The following is a 22446-nucleotide window of genomic DNA, read 5'->3' as shown; positions in this document are numbered from 1 at the left end:
CCAACAGGCCATACTAATCCCCACTTAAAATAAAGTCTGCGCAACGCTCGCCAATCAGCACGGCAGTGGCATTGGTGTTGCCGGAGATCAAGGTTGGCATAATAGACGCATCGGCAACCCGCAAGCCCCTTAGGCCATGTACTTTTAGGCGGTCGTCGACGACCGCCATGGGGTCGCTGCCCATTTTACAGGTACCAACGGGGTGGTAGACCGACTCACCCGTATTGCGAATGAATTCTAATATTTCTTCATCGCTTTGTACCTCTGGTCCAGGAATGAGCTCGTCCCTCCGGTTTGCGGCAAACACCGGCGCCTCAAAAATCGCTCGGGCTTTACGCACGGCGGCGATCATTTTCTGGCGGTCTTCCTCTTCGGCCAAGTAATTATGCAATAGCGCTGGGGCGTCGCGGGCGTCGTTACTGCGAATATGTACCCAACCACGGCTTTTGGGCCGCAAATAGCATACGGTGGCAGTGGTGCCTGGCACGGTTATCATTCGCCCCTTTTCATCTTGGGTGCCCGCAGCTGGGGTGAAATGAATCTGGGCGTCTGGCCGCTTTAAGGCGGGATCCGTCTTGAAAAATACACCGACTTGAGATGCGGGGTGAATCAGCATGCCACTGCGTTTAAAAATCAGTTTAGCGAGGGTTTTTATCATCGCCAGCGGGCGGCTGTCTTCGTAGAATGTTTTCAAGCCAACAAAGGCACGCTGGGTATTAACGGTGAGGTGGTCTTGCAAATTCTCGCCAACCCCAGGCAGAGCGGCAGCGACTTTGATGCTGCGTTGCTGCAATAATTCAGGGTTGCCAATCCCCGACAGTTCTAATAATTGTGGTGAATTGATAGCACCACCGCAGAGAATGATTTCGGCGCGGCAACGGGCGGTAATTTCTTTATTGTTTTGCAGATAACGCAAAGCCGTGGCTTTGTTGCCTTGAAACTCAATGCGGCTCGCGAGGGCGCGGGTTTCAATCTGCAAATTCGGGCGTTTCGATATGGGCTTTAAGTAGGTTTTGGCGCAACTTTGGCGTAGACCATTGCGAATATTAACCTGAAAATACCCGGCGCCTTCTTGGCTGGGGCCATTAAAATCTGTGTTGTGGGGAATACCCGACTCTACTGCCGCCTGGATGTACATTTCCGCCAAGTCGTATTTGTCAGTGACATTGTCGACCCAGAGCTGGCCGTCTTTGCCGTGATAATCGCTCTCACCATTATTATTGTGTTCGCAGCGTTTAAAGATTGGTAATAAATCATCGTAGCCCCAGTCGCGATTGCCCAGCTCAGCCCAGTGGTCGTAATCTTCCCGCTGCCCGCGAATATACACCATGCCGTTAATAGAGCTCGAACCGCCAAGCAATTTCCCGCGCGGCTGATCAATGCAGCGTTGATTCATATGGGGCTCGGCTTCACTTCGATAACACCAGCTAAAGTCTGGATTTTTCATGGTGAAGGCAAAACCGAGCGGGATGTGCACCATAGGATGAGTGTCTTTGCCTCCCGCCTCGAGTAATAAGACTTTGTGTTTGGGGTTTTCTGATAATCGATTGGCTAGGGCGCAACCGGCCGAGCCAGCACCCACAATGATATAATCGTAATAGTTTGTTATGCTCATTAAGCTTGCACCTGTCTTGCCCGTATTCCGTGGGAGTCATGGCTTGGTACGCGGGCCGGTAAGCGATATTGTTCCGATAGGCCTACCTTACGGCGAAAGTTTCATGCATGTAAGTTATAATTTAGTAACCTTTCTAGTTTGCAATTCTGTAGTGAAGTTTTTTCCCAGCTAAAGCGCTTAATAAGCTCGGTGAAAGGCTGATCTAGCGGCGCTTGCAGGCGTATTTCCTGTTTGCTTAGCGGGTGAACCAAGCGTAAATGCAATGCGTGAAGTAGAAGGCGCGGGCAGGCGAGCTGTTCGGCGAAGTAGCGATTATGACGCCCGCGGCCGTGTTTGGCGTCGCCAATAATTGGGTGCGATATATGCTTGAAATGGCGACGTAGCTGGTGGCGGCGACCAGTTATCGGCTGGGCGAGAACGAGGGAGTAGCGGGACTGGGGGTAGGTTTCAATGTGGGCGTCGAGTTCGTACGTTGCTAGGCGCCGGAAGTGGGTGATGGCGTCTTGCGGTGCGGTAGGTTTGCTACGGACAATGCGCTTATCGGGTTCTTCCGTCAGCGGGTGAACGATGTGGCCCGCATTGGGGCAGTAGCCACGCAGTACCGCGAGGTAGGATTTCTCGACCTCGTGCGCCTGAAACGCTTGCGCGAGCTGGCTTGCCATGTCTGAGTTTAACGCAAACAGTAATACTCCTGAGGTTGGCTTGTCTAAACGGTGTGCAGGGTAAACATATTGGCCAATCTGATCCCGAAGCATTTGAATAGCAAAGCGTGTTTCGTGCCGATCAATAGGGCTGCGATGAACCAGTAGGCCCGTGGGTTTATTGATGGCGATGATATTTTCATCTTGGTACAAAATCGACAGTGTTTCGGGCGATGTGCTCATAGCGTTACCTTATGGGTGTAGATGAAGACTTTGTCATATTCATCATCATTGCTTGTTTGAGTTTTGCTCGTGGTGTTAGATTTCGGCCTAGCAGTTGATTGGCATTGTTCAGATCTGCTGCTGGCGTCTGGTTTTGGATCAGGCTTACATCCATTTTCACTTGGAGACGTTGCGTGGCAAAGAAATACCCGTGTAAAACAGTCGACATGACTTTTTTCGATACCGCCCCATTCCGCTATGTGGCGGAGGTTGTGGTTCGTGCTAGTGCTGCTGATGTGTTTTCTTCCTTTGAAAATGCTGACGACTGGCCGCGCTGGGCGATGCCGATACTTAACGTGGAGTGGACCGCGCCGCAGCCGTTTGGCATTGGCACCACACGCACGGTGACTATGGTGGGCAATCTAGTTGGCTACGAAGAGTTTATCGCGTGGGAGCGTGGCCGAGAAATGGCATTTTGCTTCACACATACCAGTGAGGGCAATATTGAATCCTTTGCCGAGCGCTATCAGGTCGAAGAGCTCGATAACGATAGCTGCAGAGTGAAATGGACAATGGCTATGCTTCCAAAGGGCTTTAGTCGGTATTTTTTGCCGATTTTCAGCCCGGTTTTGCATCTTGGAGTGAAGTTGATGCTGCGTAAATTTGCTAAATTAGTGGAAGGCCGCCAGTGCTTTGGCAGGCTTAAAAAATAGCTATTGCGCAGTTGTGCCGCTAGCGTTACTTGCTGGCAACCTGAGAAATTTCTGTCTCGAGTAAGGCCATAATGGTATCTATATCTTTGCGGCCAAGCTTACCTTCTTTTAAATAGCGAATTTTTCCGTTCGCATCGAGCAGTATTACCGCCACGCTGCCTTCTTTTAATTGCCAAGTTTTACGTCCACGGCTAGCGTCATCGGCGATCATCACCGCCTCAGGGTGGGCACGCTTGTTTTTCTCCATTTCACTACTAATCATACCTGAGGTACCCCACATGGCGTCCTCGATATTGACAACGCTGATCGACTGAAAGCTGCCAGGAGTGAAATCCTGTTCCTCTAAACGCGTTCGCAGTGGTGCGATGATGTGGTCTGAGGACATTCGCGCGGCAAGATGAAAAATTAAGGCAGGCGAGCCACGTTGAATGCTGGCGGTAGACCAGCTTTTATAATCGACGTTCGATTTATTTAAGACCAGTTCGCCTTTTGAGGGAATGCTGACATCGGCGAGTGTGCCGCCTAGCTCGAGAGCGTAGCTGTTAATACTGCCAAGAAGCGCCAATCCTAATAAATATTTTTTTAAACGCAACATTTAGGGTTTCCTGTGGTGTATGTAAGGTTAAAAGTTTGCCAAGAATAGCATAGCGATCTCAAAACAATGATGACGCTTAGTTCATAGTCTAGGCCACGGAGATTAACCTCCACTGAACAGTTGCGGAAACTAATTGCTTAAGTGCATGAGGAGTGTGCGCTTGCCCGCTGCGCGGCGATGCTCCCAAATGTAGATTCCCTGCCAACTGCCGAGGGCAAGTTGGCCGTCAATGATTGGAATGGCGAGGGAACTCGCGGTTAATGCCGCTTTAATATGGGCCGGCATATCGTCGGGACCTTCAATGGTGTGGGTGTAAAGGGGATCGTTTTCTGGCACCAGTCTATTAAGCCAGCGCTCTAAATCAATGCGGGCACTGTCGTCGTAGTTCTCTTGAATGAGCAAGCTTGCCGAGGTGTGCTGAATAAACAGTGTGCATAAGCCATTCTGCCCCCCGAAGTGTCGCGCGATGCTCTGGTTCACAACCGAAGTGATACTGTGTAGGCCTTGGCCTGTAACTGAAAAGGAGAGATGTTCAATCATGATTTCGTTAGGCCTTTTATCGCCTTTTTTACTGTGTCGCTGGGGGCAGTATACCGAGCTTAAACGGATGTTCTATAAGAAAATATTGAAATTTAGCGCCGTTTAGGTTGCGGTAGCAGGCTATTCGGTGCTTGACAATAGGCAGGCGAGGCCATAAATTATAAATAACCACGTGGTTACAAATATTATAATGTCATCAGTTGGGCCTATGAACACGTCAAAAAAACCGCCTACTAAAGCCGCGGGCAGACCGAAAAAAGTCACGCATCAGCAAATTATTGATGCGGCGCTTTTGACGATGGAACAAGAAGGTTTTAAAAGTTTGAGTTTGCGCGCGTTAGCGCGACAACTCGGCATCAATCACGCAACCTTGTATAACTATGTTGACAATATTGAGGCAGTCGAGCGGGATGCTTTAAGTGCGTTAATGGAGCGAATCCCCGTTCCTGATAAAAGCAATCCCCAGCCAATTCGTCAGCAGCTTATTGAACATTTACTCGCTGTGCGGAAAACTCAGATTGTCCACCCCAAATTTTGTCACGCACCGGCGGGCACCTCGGCTTGGAAAATACACATGCGTTGCCTCGTGCGAGTGCAGCAAGCGTGTTGCGAAAAAGATGAGCAGCTAGAAGATGTCGCCGTCGCCTATAACGCCCTAATTGGTTTGATTGCGACGAATGCGGAACGGACCCGCACCACTGGTCGTAAAGTGCCAATTCAGGGCGATATCGAAGCAATTGCCGCGTTACCACAGGATGAGTTTGAACCACTTTTTAGGCCGCTGGTACAAAATGGCAAGTATTCATTGCGCATCTCGTCATTTGTTCATCGGCTCGACTATTTAATTAGCTGCCTAATACCCTATTTGCCGCCGATCGATGACGAGCTGCTAATTTCAATGCAAGCCCTAGTAAGTGAATAAAGCTAGATGTAAACCCAAAAAATAAATGAGTGACACCATTATGAAAAGCTTTCATGGAAGGAAAATAATCGCCTTGCTTACGAGCAGCTTGCTTGTAAGTGCGACTGCTAGCGCGACAGACGAAGTGCAGAATTCGCCTACGCTTGCTGCTAAAAGTAAGAATCATCGAGTGTTAGAAGAGGTTATAGTTACTGCGACTAAGCGTGAGAAGTCCATGCGCGATTTGCCTGCGTCGATGGCCGCGATTAGCGGTGAAAATATGGAGTCTCAGGGGATTCTCAGTATTAATGACATGCTCGAACAAACCCCGGGCGTCACAGCGAATGCCGCGCGGCCTGGCGATCAGCGAATTGTCATGCGGGGGATCTCGACAAGCTCGTCGCCCAATAGCACGGTGCCTTACCCGGTAGGTATATTTATCGGCGACACAGCGCTCAATGAACCTTATGCGGCCAGTATTACACCGGACTTATCTGCCTTTGATCTTGCGGCAGTAGAAGTACTTAAAGGCCCCCAGGGGACGCTGTTTGGCGGCGCGGCACTATCTGGGGTCTTGCGTTATCGCTTGAATGACGCGCTGCCTAATGAATTTCAAGCGCGCTATTTCGCACAATATATCTCACCAAAAGATGGTTCCGAGGCGTTAACCCAAGGTGTTGTTGTCAACGCGCCGCTGCTTGGTGAAGGTGGCGATCTCGGTATTAGATTGACCTATATTACGAGAGAGTACCCCGGTGTCACTGACGATATTCGCCCGGAACAAGCGCAGAAAGATGTTAATAGCGGCGAGGGCGAACAAATTCGTGTTGGTGTGACCTGGGAGCCTAGTGAAGAATGGCAATTAAAATTCACGTATCTTGATCAAGATTATAGCGCTGAAAATGGATTGATCATCGCCGATTCACGGGAAGGCCCGCGAGAAACCGAGGGCTCGCTTATTCCGTGGCCCAACAAGCATCGGTTTGCACTTTATAACCTTGGTATACAGTACACCGCTGAAAAATTTGAGGTGATCTCATCGACCTCAAGAACGGAAAAAGAGCGTTTTAATATTATTGACTCCTATGGTGCTATTGCTGGAATTCCACCTGCGGGGGCGCCAGACGCGCTGGCTATCCCTTTTGAGACAGATCAAGAATCAACCTCCTTTCAACAAGAGCTTAGAATTCAATCCGTGGGTGGCGAGAAACTAGAGTGGCTCTTGGGAGCGTATTACCTCCGCTCGCCAATTCGTTATGCCTTAGTGCTGAATGCACAGGCGCTTAATATGGCTTCTGCTAGCTACGAGGAATTAACGAATGCCGTTAATGCCACCGCGAATGCGTTCGGATTAGGCGCGATAACGGCAGAAACCTTAGCGTCTTTAGGGCTTGACGCCGGTAATGTGGCTTGTGAACTTGCGGTATTGTGTGCTGAAACCAACGCTTTAGCTAAGGAGCAAGCGCTGTTTTTCGACTTAACGTGGTATCCATGGCAATTTTTGGAAGTTTCGGCAGGCGCACGAGTTTACCAGACCACGGTCGCGGGAGGGTTTGTCGGCCAAGGCGTTGGTGCCCGCGCCGTGAATAACGGAATGTCTCCTGCTAACTTAACAACCACAATTGAGGAGGAGGGCATCAATCCTAAGTTCTCTGTAACCTACCGCTTTAGCGATGACCATTCAGTTTATTTCTTGGCAAACAAGGGTTTTAGGTTTGGCGGCATTCAGAATATTCCGGAGAGTGAATTGGAAAATGTGCCGGGTACTTATAAATCAGATTTTATTTGGAATTATGAATTTGGCGCGCGCTCAAGCTGGTTTGACAATAGCTTGGAATTTGACGTAACGGCTTTCCATATCGATTACACGGACGCCTTAGTTGTATTGAAAAACGCCATCCAAATTAATTATTACGACAATGTCGGCACTGCCGAAAGCGACGGATTTGAAGCCAATTTACGTTGGTTAACGCCAATTCCTGGGGTAGTACTAACAGTGAGCGGTGGCACCGTCGATGCTAAAACTACTGAAGACTTCCAGGCGGGACGCGACACTGTGCCTGCAGGTAAGCCCTTGCCTGGGTCCGCAGACTATCAGTACAGTGGCAATCTCGCTTTCTTTGGCTCGCCAGATTGGCTGGTCAATGTATCTGGATTGATCGGTTATACCTATGTGGGTGAAACATATAATGACATTGCCAACGACGATATTGTTAACGATTACGGTACCTATAATTTCAGCTTAAATCTCTCGCTGCCATCGCTTACGGGAAACCCCAAACTCGCGCTGAATGTCCTTAATATCACCGATGAAACAGCGGCGGTTAGCTTGATAAATACACCTGCAGAAAACGATTTTGCGATTCTTAATGCGCCGCGAACCATTAGTGCGCGCTTTAGTTTGGAGTTCTAGTCATGGCCTTGCGTTTCAATTTAATTACAATGTTGTTGGTTTATCTGACATTAACGAACTTCGTTAATGCCGATACGGCGTGGCCAATGGAGGCTTTGCCTGCTTCTGCGGCAAGCGCACTTGATCCTGCGCAATTTGTGTCGATAGATCAGCACCGAGACTGGCAATTAGACCTTGATGCTCGCGGCCTACGCGCCGCAGGCAGCGTTGCTCATGAAGCGTATATTGATGAGTTGCAAAAGCGTTTACAGCGCGCCGGGGTAGATCGCACTTATCGCGAACCTGTCGAACTCAATCAATGGTTGGCCGACAGCTGGGGCTTGGAGTTAATGGGTGCGCAAGGTGCGGTGCCATTACCAACCACAGCTTATCTCCCGTATTCTGGGTCGACTTCCGCCAGCGGCGTCGTTGGTAAGCTCAAACTAATTAACGCAGATGCGCGCTATGGTGAGGGTGAGCTTGCTGGGAAGATTGTACTGTTAACACTCAAAAAGCCAGAATCTACTTTGGCGGTTTTTGAGAGTGCCGCGTGGCGCCGTTATGATCCTGCGCGCAGTGTTCACGCTGACACGCCATATCAGCGCAGCTATTTTGCATTGAGCACTCTCGCTAAAAAACTCGATATGCTCCACCGCGCTGGGGCCAGCGCGGCTATTATCGGTCTCGAAGAACCGAGCAATAATGCCCTCGGGATGTATGCACCCTACGATGCCATCAATCGAAATGTGCCTGCATTATATGTTGACCAAGACACGGCTAAATACCTAGCCAATATGGCTGATGGGAATGTTGAACTTCGTCTCACTTTAGAGGCACGCATTGCCAAGGTTAACAGTAGTAATTTGATTGGTATTATACCGGGTCAATCTAACGAACTCGTGGTGCTTAATAGTCATACCGATGGGCCTAACGGCATTGAGGATAATGGTCCAAACGTGATTGTCGGCATGGCGCAATACCTTGCGCGACTACCGAGAGCCGCGTTACCGCGCAGCATTATGATTTTGCTAAGCTCAGGCCACTTTGCCGGCGCGCAAGGGGGGCAGAGCTTTATTGATCAGCACCTACACGATGGCACCCTGGAGCGTATTGCTGCGGTGCTATGCCTAGAGCATTTAGGGGCCGAGGAATGGGTGGCTGGGCCGGGTGGTCGCTGGATGCCAACGGGACGCCCAGAACCGTACTGGTTCTTTATGCCAAATATTCCGCCGTTGATTGCCGCCGCAGAAGTCGCCTTAAAGCGTGCCGACGCAGCTCCCGCCTTTATTCGGCCGCCAACACGGCCGGAAGGCAAGGGCCTGTTCCATGACCATGTGTGGCCGGGCGAAGGGCAGGTTTTTTGGGGGCGTAGTCGCATTCCCACCGCAAATTATATTGCTGGTCCCAACTACTTGTTTAATTGGGGTATCAGTACCGCAGACAAAGTTAATTATCAGCGCTTGTTTCGCGAAACGATTGCCTTCACTGAAATGACACTAACACTTGCAGCTACCCCAATGGCTGATCTTCGTAAGCCAGAGAAAAATTAAAATGATCAAGCAAATATTCATTGCGCTGCTAGTTGTTGCCTGCGCTCAGCTCGCGAGCGCCACAACGGCAGAGATTAGCTCGGGTGTCATTGCGGGTGTGCGCAACGGACATATAGACCAATATTTAGGGGTGCCCTACGCCGCGCCACCGATTGGTGAATTACGCTGGCGCGCGCCACAGCCGGTGGCATCGTGGGCGGGTATTAGACCGGCATTGGCGCCGGCCAGCCCCTGCGCGCAAATAGGCTCCTTTTTTAGCACCGACGACGAAGCGAACTTCGATAAGCCATATGGCTCAGAAGATTGCTTGTATCTAAACATTTGGGCGCCAGCGTCGCCAAAAGAATTACTACCGGTATTGGTGTTCTTCCACGGTGGTTCAGGAATCGTTGGCGACTCCGCACATCCTTTATATAACGGTCAGCGCTTGGCAGAGGAGGCAAATGCGGTTGTCGTTACAGCTAATTATCGCCTTGGCGTTTTTGGCTCATTACAAAGTCCCGCTCTCCACACTGGCGATCCTGCGGAAGATTCCGGCAGCTATTTTCTGCTAGATATGATTCGCGTGCTCGATTGGCTTAGTGAAAATTGCTTGGCGTTCCGCTGCGATAGCAAGGCAATCACGATATCAGGGCAATCTGCAGGTGCGGTCTCGGTGCTTGCGCTACTGCGGTCACCGCTGGCAAAGGGAAAGTTTCAGGGGGCAATAAGCTTTTCGGGCTTGCCATTTTCAGCTTCTGCGGAGACTGCTCTAAAGCGAACCGAGAAATTACTTAGTAATCTCGCGTCTCAGAATTTGGGGTTTGCCGTAGACGGCAAGGGCGCCAATCTTTTTGCGGCGAACGCGACTACGCAATTGCGAGACTATTTATATCAGCTATCGACAAGGGATTTGCTTAATGCCTCTGGCTTTGGGCTGTCGCCAGCTATAGTAGCGGATGGTACGGTGCTGGCGAGCCTTGAAACGCCGGATAAGCCCGTTGCTAAGGCCCTAAGCCGCGTTCCGTTAATGATCGGCAGTACAAAGGATGAGATGACCACACTCACACCTATAAAAGGTTTTGGCCGTAGTGCCGAGAAAATCTGGCCGCTGGTGAACGGCGAGCCCCGCGACAAAACGATTAATCAACAATTGGGCTTTCTATCAGGGCTCGTGCGGGATCTCCGTGTCGGCTTCGCAAATCTATTTGTAAAAAAGCGATTGATGAAATACAGCAAACAATATGCAAAGCAGCTTCCCGCTGTTTACCTATACCAGTTTGCGTGGGCTAACTACCCGGAGCCCTGGCGCTCTGAAATGGGCGCGTTTCACGGCTTAGATATTCCGTTTATATTTGGCAATTTTATTGAAGACCATAAAATTTATATGCGCTTTGCGTGGACAGAAGAGAATAAAAAGCAGCGCGAGGCATTGCATAGCGACATTGTGCATAATATTTACGGTTTTCTTCGCATAACAATGCCTAGTAATAGAGAGCCGGATAATTACTTGTGGGAGCCTTTAAATGGCAAGGAGAATATTCATATATGGAAATAATAGTGCCATTGAATTACGCATTTGCGCGGTGGCTTGTAGCCATCGTAATACTGATTGCTAATATACCGGGTGCATACTCTGATCAGCCAGGTAATGAAATATGGCCAGTTGCTGTCGCTAAAAATGGCTTTTCGCTAAGTCAGTGCGATACCGTTTTAGCGAACTTTGCATCGATAAATCTTGCCCTAGGCGAAAATCAGGCACTTTATACCTATTTAAATATGGCGCAATTTTTTCCGCATCAGCAGGTATCTCGCACGGGGGAGGTGAAGCCCCTAGTGAAGAAATTGCGGCCTAAGCTTGGAAAAGTAAGGGTAGTGACGCAGCTCGGAAATTTGAGCTTCCAAGAAATGATTGCTCATCCAAAAAGTCGAGTGCAGGGCATTATTGTTTTACACCAGGGTAATATCGTTTTCGAATCGTATCCAGGTATGCGTGCAAGTGATAGTCACCTTTGGTGGTCCTTGGCAAAAGTCATCACTGGACTCGTTGTTGAGCAGCTTATACATGAAAAGAAATTAGACCCTACCCAGAAAATTGCACATTATTTGCCCGAATTTTCTGAAAGCGCATGGGCAGAGATTTCGGTCCAGAATATTCTTGATATGGCCAGCGGTATCGACGCGGTTGATACCGCTAAAGATTATGTCGATCCTACATCAGGTATTGGTAGGCTTATTAGCGCAGAAGGTATCTTGGCGTTCACTACGGCGCAAACAATTGCGCACAATCAGGCATTAAAACTAATGGATTCACATGCTGAGCCCGGTTTACGCTACGAGTATTCGTCGGCCAACACCAATATATTGGCATTACTCATTGAAGCCCTTAGCAATCGGCGATATGCCGATGTTGTTCAAGAGCGAGTGTGGTCCAAAATAGGTGCAGAAGCTGACGCTTTGCTGGGCCTAAGCCCTGATGGTCGCGCAATAGCGCACGGTATGTTTGCATCCCGGCTTCGTGATCTCGGTCGCTTTGGTTTACTGTATACGCCAGCGGGACGTGATGAAGCGACTGTCGCTGGAGCTGTATTAAATAAAATTACAGATATCAAAAGCAATCAACACTATCAAAATGCGCCAGCAGCGGCTGAAAATGCCTTAAATAAATTAGGCGAGCGGCCGGTTAATGCCCTTTCGCAATGGGATGCGCTGTTCAGTGATGGCGATCTGTTTAAATCCGGATTTGACGGCCAGGCGCTGTATGTTTCCCCCTCTCGCGATGTTGTTATCGCTATGTTCTCAACGTCAAAGAACAAAAGTGCTTATGCTTACTTGCGAGCTATTGCGAAACAATTCCCCTTAAACTCAGCACGCCCCAAGTCACACTATTGAGACCAAGACTGAGTGCGGCGAGCCGCGCAAGGTGTTGAATGCGCGCTAGCGGCGTGCGTCATCGGCTGTTTTAAGTTTTAGCATGGCGCAGAATAGCGGGGTTTAGCTGGTGCTTTTTGATGAGCTTGTGGAAATCTGAACGATTTCGGCCGGCTTGTCGCGCCGCATCGGTAACATTTCCTTTCGTCGCGGCCAGCACCAGCTCTAGATATTCACGCTCAAATTTCTTTCGAGCTTCGGCGAGCGGTGGGAGTTCGCTGGCGGGATGGATTGCTTGGGGCAGGGCGGCGATGGTTTGGGCCTCGCCAATAATCGCAGCGGGAGAAAGCGCCGCAAGCTGTTCAACGATATTGCTTAACTGGCGTATATTACCGGGCCAATCATAGGCCATTAGCGCACACAGCGCCGCAGGCGAAAAACGCTTTGCCTCGCTATTTGCCCGCAAACCAATATTGTGTAAAAAGTGTTTTGCTAAAAGCTGAATATCGGCGCGACGATCGCGCAGGGCCGGTAAACGGAGCGATGCGACATTGAGACGGTAATATAGGTCCTCGCGGAATCTCCCATCAGCAATGGCATCTTCAAGGTGTTGGTGGGTGGCAGAAAGCACCCTAGCATTGATACTGATGTCTTGTTGGCTGCCAACAGGTCTGATTTTTTGTTCCTGTAGCACTCGGAGTAGTTTTACTTGCAGGGGGGGCGGCATGTCGCCAATCTCATCTAAGAATACCGTGCCGCCGTCGGCGCTGGCGAACAATCCTTTATTGTCGCGGCTGGCTCCAGTAAACGCGCCTTTAACGTGGCCGAATAATTCTGACTCGAGTAAGTCGGCGGGAATTGCGCTGCAGTTAATCGTAATAAATGGCTGGTCGGCTCGATCGCTAGCTGCTTGTATAGCGCTGGCTAAGAGCTCTTTGCCGGTGCCACTTTCACCGCGAATCATAATATTAATATCACTTTTAGCCAGTAATTTTGACTGCTCTAGTAGCTGCTGCATCTTCGCGCAACAGGTGATAATATTGCTTCCAACACCGTGTTCGGATGGTCTGTCGACACTAAAACTTAGCGCCTGCTGAATACTGCTGAGTAGTTCATCTTTGTCGACAGGTTTTGTTAGAAAGCTGAATACGCCTTTTTGGGTCGCACTCACGGCTTCTTTAATAGAACCATGGGCGGTAAGTACAATGACCGGTAGGCCAGCATATAGTTGTTGAATTTTTTCAAAAAGCTCAATGCCATCCATACCGTCCATGCGTAAATCTGAAATAACAATATTTGCGCACTCTTTTTGCAGCGTTGCCAGTGCACTTTTGCCACCATCGGCACAGACTACCTCAAAGTCTAATGCCTCTAAGCGCATTGAGAGCAACTGCAATACGCCGGGATCGTCGTCTACCAGTAGTATTTTAATGCGCGGTTGTGTATTCATTGTTGACCTCTTAACTGCTGGGTTTCATTGCTATTGATTTCGGCTTCGATATCGCTAATACCGTCAATGGTGTGGCGCAGCTTGGCCTGTAATACGTCACGCTCTTGCTGGGTTTGCAGTAAGGCGCGGTTGGTATCGTCGATGAGGCTCAATAAGGCCCGCTCGGCTTCACTTAGTGACTGAGCACTAAGCGTGGTGATTAATGCGCGACTCTGTTTTGCGTTGTGCTCAGGTGCGCATGTGGCCAAAATTAATTGCTGGAATTGACTGGTACTATTGTTTCGCGTCTGCAAAATCCCCTGCACCTGTAAGCGTTCGTCTTCTGGCAGTAGACACCAGGCCTGGCGTTTTGCAAGCAGCGCGATCACGGGCGCTGGTACGTGGATTGCCACTACCTCCGGCGCTGTGTCGTTAACGGGAGCCGACTCGTGTTTTGGGACAGGAGCAACTAAGGAGCACGCGCCGAGTAGTGAAATATTGAGCAGTAATAGATTTTTATTCATAGTCCGTTTCATCGTTGCTTGGGAAAGCAGAGCGTAAATTCTGCGCCTTGGTCTTTTTGTGATTTTAATGTCAGTGTCGCCTGGGCCTGTTCGGCGCAGGCTTTAACAATGGCCAGTCCAATGCCACTACCTTTCAAGGCACCGTGTCGTTTGTTCTTGCCTTGATAAAAGGGCCGGAATACGGCTTCTTGTTCGTCAATATCAATGCCGGGGCCATTGTCGCTGACCTGCAGCCACCAATGACTGCAATCTTCTGGGGGGGCGTTAACGTCGTGGCTGTGTTGCTTAATATTGCAATGTCCCCAATTAATCGCGATTTCACCGCCGGTGCGACAAAAGTGAATGGCATTAGACAGTAAGTTACTCAAAATCATTTCGATCAGCTGGGCATTAGCGGTAACGAGCTGGCCATTACTAGGGGCTTTAATGTTGAGCGCGGTATCCGGCAAAAAACTGCGGTAACGAGCAATTAAATTTTTGCACATAAGAGATAAGTCTATTTGCTCCTTGTGGGCGGCTATACCCTGAGACACCGCATTGAAGTTGAGTAGCTGTTGAATTAACTCTTGGAGGTTCTCGGCTTGATTTCGCAAAATGGTGAGTACCGCCATCTGCTTGTCATTGAGTTGCCCCGGAATTTGATCGGCGAGAAGCGCTTGTGCGTCCATTATGGCAGCGAGCGGGCTTTTTAGTTCGTGGGTGATGTGTTGGGTGAATTGCGCCTTGTATTGCTCGGCACCTAGTAGCTGAACCCGCATCCATTCCAATCGGTGGCCGAGCTCGATTAAATCGGATGGGCCGTCAATGTCAATCGGTGTGTCCCAGCTGCGTTCGCCAAGATGGTTAATGGCGAGAGATAAGCGGCGTATGGATCGGGTAACGATGATGGAACTTGCGCCCAGTAGCAGCAAACTTGCAGGCAGTGCCAGTAAGCCAGTAATTAGCATGCGCCATAAAACATTATTTAAGGCTTGTTCGGCATTGTTTAAATTGCTTTGAACTGCCTTGCTTAGTTGATTGTGTAAGTCGTTACCGGCGCTCTTTAAATCTGCGTAAAGCGTACTTAATTGTTGTTTTTGTTTTCGGGCGTCGCTACGTGATACCTTGTTGATATTTGCAACGGTTTTCTCGATTTTCGTTAATGTGCTGCTTTTTTTAAGTTCGGGTAATTGACGCTCAATTTTACTGAGACTTTCACTAAGCTGATGCTGCTTGATTTTTAGTATTTCTAATAGGCTTTGGTCTTGCAGTAGCTGGTACTGCCGTGCTGATCGCTCGATTTCTTTATTGAGTTCTTGAACGGTAATACTAAGCTGAGATATTTGCGCTTGATCCATAACAAGGCGTTGCTGCGCACGTGCTTGGCTGCTCATTTCTAAGGCAGCGTAGCTTACCGCAATAATAAGCGGCAACATTGACAGCATGGTTGTCCCTATCCATTGCTGGGTAAGGCTGAGTTTTTTACTAATAAAAATCGCTATTACCCCTTTCCATTTTAAAAAAATTTAGTATGTTGCAAATTAAAGACTAGCTAAGTTACTGATGTAATTAATTAAATAATTTAATTCTGGAAATGTGTTGCCAAAAGCCAACGATTTGACCTCGAGCCTGGTGACTTAGTTCGCGATAAAATTATAAGTTGTTGTTTTTATTATAAAATAAATTTTGGCACAGCCGTTGCTGTTGTCTAGGCGACGCCGCAGAAGGGCTTTAACAAACAAGGCAATTTTAGGTGTTATAGGTGAATTTGATAAATCAGAAATTATGCCGATTATTTAAAATTGGCAATAATTAAGGAGAAATTCATGAAAAAGATAGCAGCAGTTTTCGTAGGTTTGGCATTAAGTTCATTTTGTTTGGCAGAGCCGGTATCTGGCGCTATTCAAGGTAGTGGCCAAGGTGGTGTGAATACTGATATTCAGCAGGGCAGTGGCATAGGCTCAGGCGGATTGCGTGGCCAAGGATCTATGCAGGGAACTGATGAGGCGAGCGGCGCAATTTTTACTGCACTCGACCAGAACGGTGACGGCGCACTCGACGAGAGTGAAGCGAAATCAGAGAGCTCATTAAGCCAATATTTCTCTGCAATCGATACTGATTCCGATGGCGCGGTAAGTCGTGACGAGTATCTTGGTCGCTGGAAAGCGATTCAAGAGACTGAAGAAGAAGCTGAGTAATCCGCTTGTGTGCGGGCCATTGGCCCGCATTTATCCATTCTCTAAATTTGAATTTAATTCATAGAGGAAAATTTTATGCGCACATTATATTCACATAGCTTGGCTTTACTTGCCGCGGTTATTGGCACAACAGCGTTGGCATCTACCGCGTTTGCGAATCCAACGGTAGGGCCGCACGCATACGTCGGGGCCAATTACGGTGGTTATAAGGATCGCGGTGGCGATTTTGATGAGGACGATGATTTTAAAGAAGCCATCGTGGGCGCACAACTTAATCCATTTTTAGGTTTTGAAGCTAGTTATATTGATTTCGGTTCATTTGGTGGTGATGTTGGTAAGGGCAGTGTTGATGGCTACGGTTTGGCGATGGTCGGTCGTTTGCCCTTAACCGAGCAAATGGGCCTCTATGCAAAAGTAGGACAACTATTTTGGGATACGGACATACGTACCGCAGGATTTAAGCGAAGCTACGATGGCAATGAGCCCTTTTTCGGTGTCGGTGCCGACTTAAAGGTGAGTGAGCATATTGTTGTGGCACTAGAGTACGATCGCTACAAAATTGATCTTGATGACTCGACCTTTCCCGCGCCAGCCTCAAACTGGGAAGAGGATATGGACACCGTGAAGCTGGGCGCTAGATTTGTATTTTAAAATGCAAACTAGACTTATTAAAGTTTAGGGTTTAATAAGCCTGGTTTTCGCGCTCGCCGTTACTTTGCTTATCGCAAGCAACGTCGAGTGACACAGCAATTTAAATGGAGTGAAGCTTCCCTCAGCCAGTCGCGGTGTCCCCCTCATTTGTCGCGACTGGCTTTTTTATTTGATGCCCATTGTGCTTATTGAGGAGGCGGCATTTTTTCGCCGCAGTGCTTGCAGTAATTGGCTTCTTTGTCGTGGCCAAATTTTGCACAGTTAACACACTGGCGGTTGGTGATCATACGCTGACTTTCTTGAATTAATTCTGCACTGAGAATGCCGGTGGGAATGGCGATAATGGCGTAGCTCGTTATCATCGCCATAGCAGCAACGAGTTGGCCCAGTGGGGTGTGGGGTGCGATGTCGCCATAACCGACGGTGGTCACGGTCACAATCGCCCAGTACATGCTTCTGGGTAAGCTGGTAAAGCCATTCTCTGGGCCTTCTATTAAATACATCAAGGCGCCAAAAACCACGATTACCGTCAGCACAGAAACGAGGAAAACAGATATTTTGCGCCGTGATGCAAGCAGCGAACGCAGCAGTACATTGGCTTCGCTCATATAGTGAAAAAGCTTAAATACCCTAAAGACCCTGAGTACTCTGAATACTCGGATGACCAATAAATGCTGGGCGCCGGGAATAAAGATGGATAGATACGTGGGTATTGTTGCGAGTAAATCAATTAAGCCATAAAAGCTGAAAATATAGGCGCGTCGATTGGGTGAACAGTATATTCGCGCGCCATACTCCAGCGTGAATAAAATAGTAAAAAAAACTTCTATGCCAAATAAGAAATCGCCGTAGCGCTGGTGAATAGATGCTACCGAATCCACAAATAAGGCGGCGACGCTACTCAGTATGACCACAATCAAGCAAATATCGAAGTTGCGACCGGGACCAAGTTCGGTGCCAAAAATAATCTCGTGGAGCCAGGTTTTAAAATTGGCATTACTCATTTGGATTTATTCCTCTTCAGCCAAGGCGGCGACCATCTGCTGACACAGTAAGGCGAGATCGGCGTTGCTGATAATATAGGGGGGCATGGTGTACACCAGCTTGCCAAAAGGTCGAATCCAAATCCCCTTGTCAATGAACCTGGCCTGTAAACTGGCCATATTGACTGGCGCCTTCATTTCAATCACGCCAATCGCGCCCAGACAACGTACGGCCTGGACGGTGTCTAGCTCGGCTGCGGCGGCTAGGCCGGTAGTCAGACCTGCCTCGATTCGTTGAATATTAGTTTGCCAGTCGCTGGCCAAGAGCAAGTCGATACTGGCATTGGCAATACTGCATGCCAAAGGATTGCCCATGAAGGTGGGGCCGTGCATAAACACGCCAGCTTCGCCTTCGCATATGCCGTGGGCAATTTTTTCGCTACACAGGGTTGCCGCTAAGGATAAGTATCCGCCGGTTAATGCCTTGCCGACACACATAATATCGGGACTAATACCCGCGTGCTCGCAGGCAAAGAGCTTGCCGCTGCGGCCAAAGCCGGTGGCGATTTCGTCGTGAATGAGTAATACATCGTAGTCATCACAGAGTGTACGCAGTTGTTTTAAGTAGTCGCCGCCGTAAAAGCGCATGCCCCCGGCACCTTGTACAACGGGCTCAAGGATAACTGCAGCTAACTCCTGATGATGGTTTTGTACAAGTGATTTGATGTTCGCTAAATCCGCTTCGGTGGCGGGTTCGCCAAAGGCAGTTTTGGGCGCCTCGGCAAATAGGTGTTCTGGCAAAACCTTATTAAATAAGTGGTGCATGCCGGTGACGGGATCACAGGTCGCCATCGCGCCAAATGTGTCACCGTGGTAGCCGTTGCGCAGGGCGAGCAAGCGGGTTTTTTGGGGCTGGCCGATAGAATGCCAGTATTGCAGTGCCATTTTAATGGCGACCTCTACAGCAACAGAGCCAGAATCAGAGATGAATACGCGGGTGAGTGGCGCTGGGGTAATATCTACCAAGCGTTTGCCTAGGGTGGCGGCGGCGGGGTGAGTAAGCCCGCCAAACATAATATGCGACATATCATCGAGCTGGGCTTTTGCCGCTGCGTTTAAGGCCGGATGATTATAGCCGTGTATAGCTGACCACCAAGATGACATACCATCAATAAGTTCACGACCATCGGCTAGCGTGAGTCGCACGCCTTTGGCGGATACCACCGGAACCATCGCTGGCGGGTTCAGTACTGAGGAGTATGGGTGCCAAATATGGTCTTTGTCCCATTGTAGCCACTGATCTGTGCTAGTGTTTTGGTAGTCTGTGGGCATATTGGTCTCCATGTTAAGGCTGATATATTTTAGGGCTTATGGGGAGATAACACGAATTATCATTGCCATAGAGCTAAGCGCTTTATGTTATGACGGCGTTTAAGCGTAAATTTGCTGGCTAGGGAGGAGATACCATGAATACGTTTCGGCTCGAGCGCGACAGTATGGGCGAGGTGAAGGTTGCTAGTTCGGCTAAATACGGGGCGCAAACTCAGCGCGCCCTTGATAATTTTGCAATTAGCGGCTTGGTTCTGCCCGAGCAGTTTATTCACGCAGTGGTGCGTATCAAGCGCTGTGCGGCTATGGTCAATCGCGAAGAAGAGCTGCTGTCGGAAGATCTATTTCAGGCGATTGTTAGTGCTGCAGATAAAGTTTTGGATGGCGCCTATAGCGACCAATTCCCGATTGATGTATTTCAAACCGGTTCGGGCACTAGCACAAATATGAACGTAAACGAGGTATTGGCTAAGCTCGCCAGCGAGAGTAGCGGTCTTGAGGTCAGCGCCAATGACCACGTGAATATGAGCCAAAGTAGTAATGATGTTATTCCTAGCGCGATCCATGTCAGCGCGGCGCTGGCCTTGCACAAGCAATTATTGCCAGCGCTAGAACATTTAGAGGCTGTACTTAAACGCAAGGCGAGCCAGCTTGACGGTGTTCTCAAAACCGGTCGAACTCATCTTATGGATGCGATGCCGATTAAGTTGTCTCAAGAAATTTCGGCCTGGGCAGAACAAATTCATAAGGCCCGCAAACGTCTTCTGGATACCCAAAAGCAACTTTGTCAGTTGGCGCAAGGTGGAACAGCCGTTGGCACCGGGGTGAATTCACCCGATTTATTTGCTGAGAAGTTCTGCTTGGCGATTAGTATCGACACAGGTTTGAACTTTAAACCCAACTGCTCGCTGTTTGAGGCGTTATCTAGCCAAGACACGGCGGTGGCCACCTCTGGTCAATTAAAGGCCTTGGCGGTGGCGTTAATGAAGATCAGTAATGATCTGCGCTGGATGAACAGCGGCCCGCTAGCGGGCTTGGGCGAAATTCGCCTGCCAGCACTGCAGCCCGGCAGCAGTATTATGCCGGGTAAAGTAAACCCAGTGATACCCGAGGCGGTGGCCATGGCTGCCGCGCAGGTAATTGGCAATGACGCCTGCATAACCGTCGCTGGGCAGTCAGGTAATTTTCAGTTGAATGTCATGCTGCCGGTTATCGCCTACAACCTACTGCAAAGTATCGAGATACTGAGTAATGCTTGTCGGGCGCTGGCCGATAAAGCCATCGCTGACTGCACCATCGACGAGGCGGTAATGACGGACAGCCTCGCTCGCAACCCAATATTAGTGACTGCACTCAACCCAGTTATCGGCTATTTAGCGGCGGCAAAAATAGCTAAAAAAGCCTATGCCGAGCAACGGCCGGTACTGGACGTGGCCGTGGAAATGACCGATTTAAGTCGGGATGAATTGGCTGTTTTGTTGGATCCAGCGAGCTTGGTGTGATTTTTTATGACGGCCTTAGTGTAATGTGGAGCATGCCTTTCATTATTGTGTGTCGACTCACACTGGTATTGCGAAGGCCATGAAGGTTTCAGGTGAGATCAGTAATGCTTTGCGCGAGGAGGCGTCGCTGCCAAGTGCCAAGCTCGAAGCCTTACGCGACTTTACCTTGGCGGTGGTACGTCAACGTGGTGCGCTGGAAGAGAAACAAGTACAAGATTTTTATTTAGCCGGTTTTACCCGGAAAAGTGTATTGGAAGTGATTTTGGGGCTTAGTCAAAAAATAATGAGCAACTATACACATCATCTGGCCCAGACTTCGGTCGATAAAGCGTTCACGCAATTTTTGTGGGAAAAGACGAGATTATTCACGTATCTCTCAAGCACGCTGGGAGCTAAGTCAAATACGGCAATGATGAGCTCTTAGGCTTGTTCCGCTAATGCATCATTGCTTTTTCACTGCCTTCGCTGAGTTAATTACCTGTTACACGTCTGTATAGCATGGATGTGAAATTTGCCCTGCAGCTGACGCTTTTATGCTTACTAATGGCGTATTGTATGTCTTCAGGACGGAGATACTCTGCGCGCATAGCAATAAGCCTTTGGCGCCTAGCCCGTTGTAATTAATTAAAGGAGACAAACATGAGCAGTAGTTTAAATAATCTGCAAATTGATATCGTATCTGATGTCGTCTGTCCATGGTGCGTCATTGGCTACAGGCAGCTCGCAGCAGCGCTGGAAGCAAGTGGCACGCCCCATGAAATTCGTTGGCATCCCTTTGAGCTGAATCCCAATATGCCTGCTCAGGGCCAAAATCTTCGTGAGCATATTGCCGAAAAATATGGCACAAGCAAACAGCAGTCGCAAGACAGCCGAATCCGGCTGACTGAGGCTGCTGCACAAGTTGGATTTGAAATGAATTTTAGTGACGATATGCGAATGCATAACACGTTTAACGTGCACCAGTTATTACATTGGGCAAATCAGTTCGGGCGTATGCACGAGCTAAAACAAGCGCTTTTTACGGCGCACTTCACCGACGGCAAGAATCTGTCGGACATCAATGTTCTAGCGGACATCGCTGCCACAATCGGACTCGAACGCAGCGAGGCTTTAGCTGTATTGACCGATCAGCGCTTTGCCAATGACGTGCGAGTGGCTCAAGAATTCTGGTTAGACCGAGGTATTCAAGGTGTGCCCGCGGTAGTATTTAATCGCCGTCACCTTGTGACCGGTGCTCAAGGAATTGAGAATTACACCCGTATTTTGAAGCAGCTGGCCGAAGAGAGCGCGTGAGTAATGAGACGCTAGCAATGTGATTTTGCAGCGCTGCAGCATAGTTAATCCTACCCGGGGTGTGGGGCTAGCTACGTTAGTAATATCGGCTTTCTTGCTCAGCGGTTGGCAGGGGGCATTGCTCGTAGCGGCCAAACCAACGGTAGCGATTGCGGGCAATAAGATCGTAGAGTAGATCGCGAATGGGGCGAGGGATCAGTGAAAATACGAGCAGTGGCCGCCAGGGCCAGGGCAGCTGCTTAATGATTTGGAAAACTGCCGTGCTTTTTTCAAATACGCGACCACCGGCAAAAAAGTAGACGGATTGAATCTCGCTGTTTGCTAAACGGCAATGCTTAAATAGCGCGATACCGACTGGCGATTGTGCGGTAGTAAGTTTGATGTGCTGGCGGCTGTCAAAGCGAATGATGAAGCGGCTCCAGAAATGACAGAACTTGCAGACCCCGTCGAACACCACGAGTTTATCATCGGTGCCTAAAAATCCGGGCGGTGGTGGGTTCGCTTGCTCAAAATTGCCATCCATACTGCTTCCTCTGTCT

Annotated in this window: 21 protein-coding genes; 11 read left to right on the top strand and 10 right to left on the bottom strand. The window is 49.2% G+C overall.

Features of this window, described 5'->3' with window-relative positions; all coding sequences use genetic code 11:
* Positions 1–13: 13 nt before the first annotated feature.
* Together ABYP33_RS01795 and ABYP33_RS01790 are read right to left on the bottom strand one after the other, a co-directional pair.
* A complete protein-coding gene (locus ABYP33_RS01795; protein ID WP_373087686.1) occupies positions 14–1615 on the bottom strand; it encodes a GMC family oxidoreductase in 1602 nt (533 codons plus the stop codon).
* A gap of 101 nt (positions 1616–1716) precedes the next feature.
* The gene (locus ABYP33_RS01790) at positions 1717–2499 is read right to left on the bottom strand and encodes a pseudouridine synthase (RefSeq protein WP_373087684.1); all 783 of its coding nucleotides are present in this window, start codon (positions 2497–2499) and stop codon (positions 1717–1719) included.
* 173 nt (positions 2500–2672) lie between these two features.
* Between ABYP33_RS01790 and ABYP33_RS01785 the strand changes: the two genes are divergently transcribed.
* Positions 2673–3191: an SRPBCC family protein gene (locus tag ABYP33_RS01785; RefSeq protein ID WP_373087681.1), complete on the top strand. Its 519-nt coding sequence runs from the start codon at positions 2673–2675 to the stop codon at positions 3189–3191.
* Between the two features lie 25 nt (positions 3192–3216).
* Here the strand turns inward: ABYP33_RS01785 and ABYP33_RS01780 are convergent, their stop codons facing one another.
* Together ABYP33_RS01780 and ABYP33_RS01775 are read right to left on the bottom strand one after the other, a co-directional pair.
* Positions 3217–3786 (bottom strand): YtfJ family protein, encoded by a 570-nt coding sequence (locus ABYP33_RS01780; protein WP_373087678.1) that lies wholly within the window; start codon positions 3784–3786, stop codon positions 3217–3219.
* A gap of 129 nt (positions 3787–3915) precedes the next feature.
* Positions 3916–4326 (bottom strand): secondary thiamine-phosphate synthase enzyme YjbQ, encoded by a 411-nt coding sequence (locus tag ABYP33_RS01775; protein ID WP_373087675.1) that lies wholly within the window; start codon positions 4324–4326, stop codon positions 3916–3918.
* Between the two features lie 208 nt (positions 4327–4534).
* Between ABYP33_RS01775 and ABYP33_RS01770 the strand changes: the two genes are divergently transcribed.
* Genes ABYP33_RS01770 through ABYP33_RS01750 form a run of 5 tightly spaced genes read left to right on the top strand, consistent with a single transcriptional unit; the run spans position 4535 to position 12040 of the window.
* Positions 4535–5248 (top strand): TetR/AcrR family transcriptional regulator, encoded by a 714-nt coding sequence (locus ABYP33_RS01770; protein WP_373087673.1) that lies wholly within the window; start codon positions 4535–4537, stop codon positions 5246–5248.
* A gap of 40 nt (positions 5249–5288) precedes the next feature.
* Complete coding sequence (locus ABYP33_RS01765; protein ID WP_373087671.1) at positions 5289–7640, top strand: TonB-dependent receptor; 2352 nt, start codon at positions 5289–5291, stop codon at positions 7638–7640.
* Positions 7641–7642: 2 nt separating this feature from the next.
* Positions 7643–9169: a M28 family peptidase gene (locus ABYP33_RS01760; RefSeq protein WP_373087669.1), complete on the top strand. Its 1527-nt coding sequence runs from the start codon at positions 7643–7645 to the stop codon at positions 9167–9169.
* A gap of 1 nt (position 9170) precedes the next feature.
* Positions 9171–10706: a carboxylesterase family protein gene (locus ABYP33_RS01755; RefSeq protein ID WP_373087667.1), complete on the top strand. Its 1536-nt coding sequence runs from the start codon at positions 9171–9173 to the stop codon at positions 10704–10706.
* Complete coding sequence (locus tag ABYP33_RS01750) at positions 10697–12040, top strand: serine hydrolase domain-containing protein (protein WP_373087665.1); 1344 nt, start codon at positions 10697–10699, stop codon at positions 12038–12040. Before ABYP33_RS01755 ends, ABYP33_RS01750 begins: the two co-directional genes overlap by 10 nt.
* Before the next feature lie 70 nt (positions 12041–12110).
* On the opposite strand, the gene ABYP33_RS01745 is transcribed toward ABYP33_RS01750, so the two are convergent.
* The 3 genes from ABYP33_RS01745 to ABYP33_RS01735 are packed head-to-tail and all read right to left on the bottom strand — an operon-like array spanning position 12111 to position 15396.
* Complete coding sequence (locus ABYP33_RS01745) at positions 12111–13469, bottom strand: sigma 54-interacting transcriptional regulator (protein WP_373087663.1); 1359 nt, start codon at positions 13467–13469, stop codon at positions 12111–12113.
* Entirely contained in the window at positions 13466–13972 is a 507-nt protein-coding gene (locus ABYP33_RS01740; protein ID WP_373087660.1) for a hypothetical protein, read from the bottom strand. The genes ABYP33_RS01745 and ABYP33_RS01740 overlap by 4 nt, the downstream gene beginning before the upstream one ends.
* An 8-nt stretch (positions 13973–13980) precedes the next feature.
* The gene (locus ABYP33_RS01735; protein ID WP_373087658.1) at positions 13981–15396 is read right to left on the bottom strand and encodes an ATP-binding protein; all 1416 of its coding nucleotides are present in this window, start codon (positions 15394–15396) and stop codon (positions 13981–13983) included.
* Positions 15397–15777: 381 nt separating this feature from the next.
* Here ABYP33_RS01735 and ABYP33_RS01730 point away from each other — a divergent pair, with 381 nt between their 5' ends.
* Together ABYP33_RS01730 and ABYP33_RS01725 are read left to right on the top strand one after the other, a co-directional pair.
* The gene (locus ABYP33_RS01730; RefSeq protein ID WP_373087656.1) at positions 15778–16149 is read left to right on the top strand and encodes an EF-hand domain-containing protein; all 372 of its coding nucleotides are present in this window, start codon (positions 15778–15780) and stop codon (positions 16147–16149) included.
* 75 nt (positions 16150–16224) lie between these two features.
* The gene (locus ABYP33_RS01725; protein WP_373087653.1) at positions 16225–16800 is read left to right on the top strand and encodes an outer membrane beta-barrel protein; all 576 of its coding nucleotides are present in this window, start codon (positions 16225–16227) and stop codon (positions 16798–16800) included.
* A 185-nt stretch (positions 16801–16985) separates the two neighbouring features.
* Here ABYP33_RS01725 and ABYP33_RS01720 read toward each other — a convergent pair whose 3' ends face one another.
* Positions 16986–17804, bottom strand: coding sequence for an ion transporter (locus ABYP33_RS01720; RefSeq protein ID WP_373087651.1), 819 nt, complete (start codon positions 17802–17804; stop codon positions 16986–16988).
* Between the two features lie 6 nt (positions 17805–17810).
* Positions 17811–19115: an adenosylmethionine--8-amino-7-oxononanoate transaminase gene (gene bioA, locus ABYP33_RS01715; RefSeq protein ID WP_373087649.1), complete on the bottom strand. Its 1305-nt coding sequence runs from the start codon at positions 19113–19115 to the stop codon at positions 17811–17813.
* Between the two features lie 134 nt (positions 19116–19249).
* On the opposite strand from bioA, the gene ABYP33_RS01710 reads away from it, so the two are divergent.
* The 3 genes from ABYP33_RS01710 to ABYP33_RS01700 all read left to right on the top strand — a co-directional run bounded on the left by ABYP33_RS01710 (position 19250) and on the right by ABYP33_RS01700 (position 21907).
* A complete protein-coding gene (locus ABYP33_RS01710) occupies positions 19250–20614 on the top strand; it encodes a class II fumarate hydratase (RefSeq protein WP_373087647.1) in 1365 nt (454 codons plus the stop codon).
* Between the two features lie 79 nt (positions 20615–20693).
* Complete coding sequence (locus ABYP33_RS01705; protein WP_373087645.1) at positions 20694–21038, top strand: carboxymuconolactone decarboxylase family protein; 345 nt, start codon at positions 20694–20696, stop codon at positions 21036–21038.
* Positions 21039–21253: 215 nt separating this feature from the next.
* Positions 21254–21907: a DsbA family oxidoreductase gene (locus ABYP33_RS01700; protein ID WP_373087642.1), complete on the top strand. Its 654-nt coding sequence runs from the start codon at positions 21254–21256 to the stop codon at positions 21905–21907.
* Positions 21908–21983: 76 nt separating this feature from the next.
* On the opposite strand, the gene ABYP33_RS01695 is transcribed toward ABYP33_RS01700, so the two are convergent.
* The gene (locus tag ABYP33_RS01695; RefSeq protein ID WP_373087639.1) at positions 21984–22430 is read right to left on the bottom strand and encodes a thiol-disulfide oxidoreductase DCC family protein; all 447 of its coding nucleotides are present in this window, start codon (positions 22428–22430) and stop codon (positions 21984–21986) included.
* Positions 22431–22446: the final 16 nt, after the last annotated feature.

Origin of the sequence: Zhongshania sp. (genome assembly GCF_041584495.1) — a bacterium.
GTDB lineage: Bacteria > Pseudomonadota > Gammaproteobacteria > Pseudomonadales > Spongiibacteraceae > Spongiibacter.
This window is presented reverse-complemented; position numbering and strand designations above follow the sequence as displayed.

What these genes read in the sequence shown, in the direction of transcription:
- ABYP33_RS01745 (WP_373087663.1), bottom strand. Translation starts at nt 13,469, where the DNA reads ATGAATACACAACCGCGCATTAAAATACTACTGGTAGACGACGATCCC.
- ABYP33_RS01730 (WP_373087656.1), top strand. Translation starts at nt 15,778, where the DNA reads ATGAAAAAGATAGCAGCAGTTTTCGTAGGTTTGGCATTAAGTTCATTT.
- ABYP33_RS01710 (WP_373087647.1), top strand. Translation starts at nt 19,250, where the DNA reads ATGAATACGTTTCGGCTCGAGCGCGACAGTATGGGCGAGGTGAAGGTT.
- ABYP33_RS01750 (WP_373087665.1), top strand. Translation starts at nt 10,697, where the DNA reads ATGGAAATAATAGTGCCATTGAATTACGCATTTGCGCGGTGGCTTGTA.
- ABYP33_RS01760 (WP_373087669.1), top strand. Translation starts at nt 7,643, where the DNA reads ATGGCCTTGCGTTTCAATTTAATTACAATGTTGTTGGTTTATCTGACA.
- ABYP33_RS01720 (WP_373087651.1), bottom strand. Translation starts at nt 17,804, where the DNA reads ATGAGTAATGCCAATTTTAAAACCTGGCTCCACGAGATTATTTTTGGC.
- ABYP33_RS01775 (WP_373087675.1), bottom strand. Translation starts at nt 4,326, where the DNA reads ATGATTGAACATCTCTCCTTTTCAGTTACAGGCCAAGGCCTACACAGT.
- ABYP33_RS01770 (WP_373087673.1), top strand. Translation starts at nt 4,535, where the DNA reads ATGAACACGTCAAAAAAACCGCCTACTAAAGCCGCGGGCAGACCGAAA.
- ABYP33_RS01735 (WP_373087658.1), bottom strand. Translation starts at nt 15,396, where the DNA reads ATGCTGTCAATGTTGCCGCTTATTATTGCGGTAAGCTACGCTGCCTTA.
- ABYP33_RS01705 (WP_373087645.1), top strand. Translation starts at nt 20,694, where the DNA reads ATGAAGGTTTCAGGTGAGATCAGTAATGCTTTGCGCGAGGAGGCGTCG.
- ABYP33_RS01755 (WP_373087667.1), top strand. Translation starts at nt 9,171, where the DNA reads ATGATCAAGCAAATATTCATTGCGCTGCTAGTTGTTGCCTGCGCTCAG.
- ABYP33_RS01790 (WP_373087684.1), bottom strand. Translation starts at nt 2,499, where the DNA reads ATGAGCACATCGCCCGAAACACTGTCGATTTTGTACCAAGATGAAAAT.
- ABYP33_RS01725 (WP_373087653.1), top strand. Translation starts at nt 16,225, where the DNA reads ATGCGCACATTATATTCACATAGCTTGGCTTTACTTGCCGCGGTTATT.
- ABYP33_RS01795 (WP_373087686.1), bottom strand. Translation starts at nt 1,615, where the DNA reads ATGAGCATAACAAACTATTACGATTATATCATTGTGGGTGCTGGCTCG.
- ABYP33_RS01765 (WP_373087671.1), top strand. Translation starts at nt 5,289, where the DNA reads ATGAAAAGCTTTCATGGAAGGAAAATAATCGCCTTGCTTACGAGCAGC.
- ABYP33_RS01700 (WP_373087642.1), top strand. Translation starts at nt 21,254, where the DNA reads ATGAGCAGTAGTTTAAATAATCTGCAAATTGATATCGTATCTGATGTC.
- ABYP33_RS01740 (WP_373087660.1), bottom strand. Translation starts at nt 13,972, where the DNA reads ATGAATAAAAATCTATTACTGCTCAATATTTCACTACTCGGCGCGTGC.
- bioA (WP_373087649.1), bottom strand. Translation starts at nt 19,115, where the DNA reads ATGCCCACAGACTACCAAAACACTAGCACAGATCAGTGGCTACAATGG.
- ABYP33_RS01780 (WP_373087678.1), bottom strand. Translation starts at nt 3,786, where the DNA reads ATGTTGCGTTTAAAAAAATATTTATTAGGATTGGCGCTTCTTGGCAGT.
- ABYP33_RS01695 (WP_373087639.1), bottom strand. Translation starts at nt 22,430, where the DNA reads ATGGATGGCAATTTTGAGCAAGCGAACCCACCACCGCCCGGATTTTTA.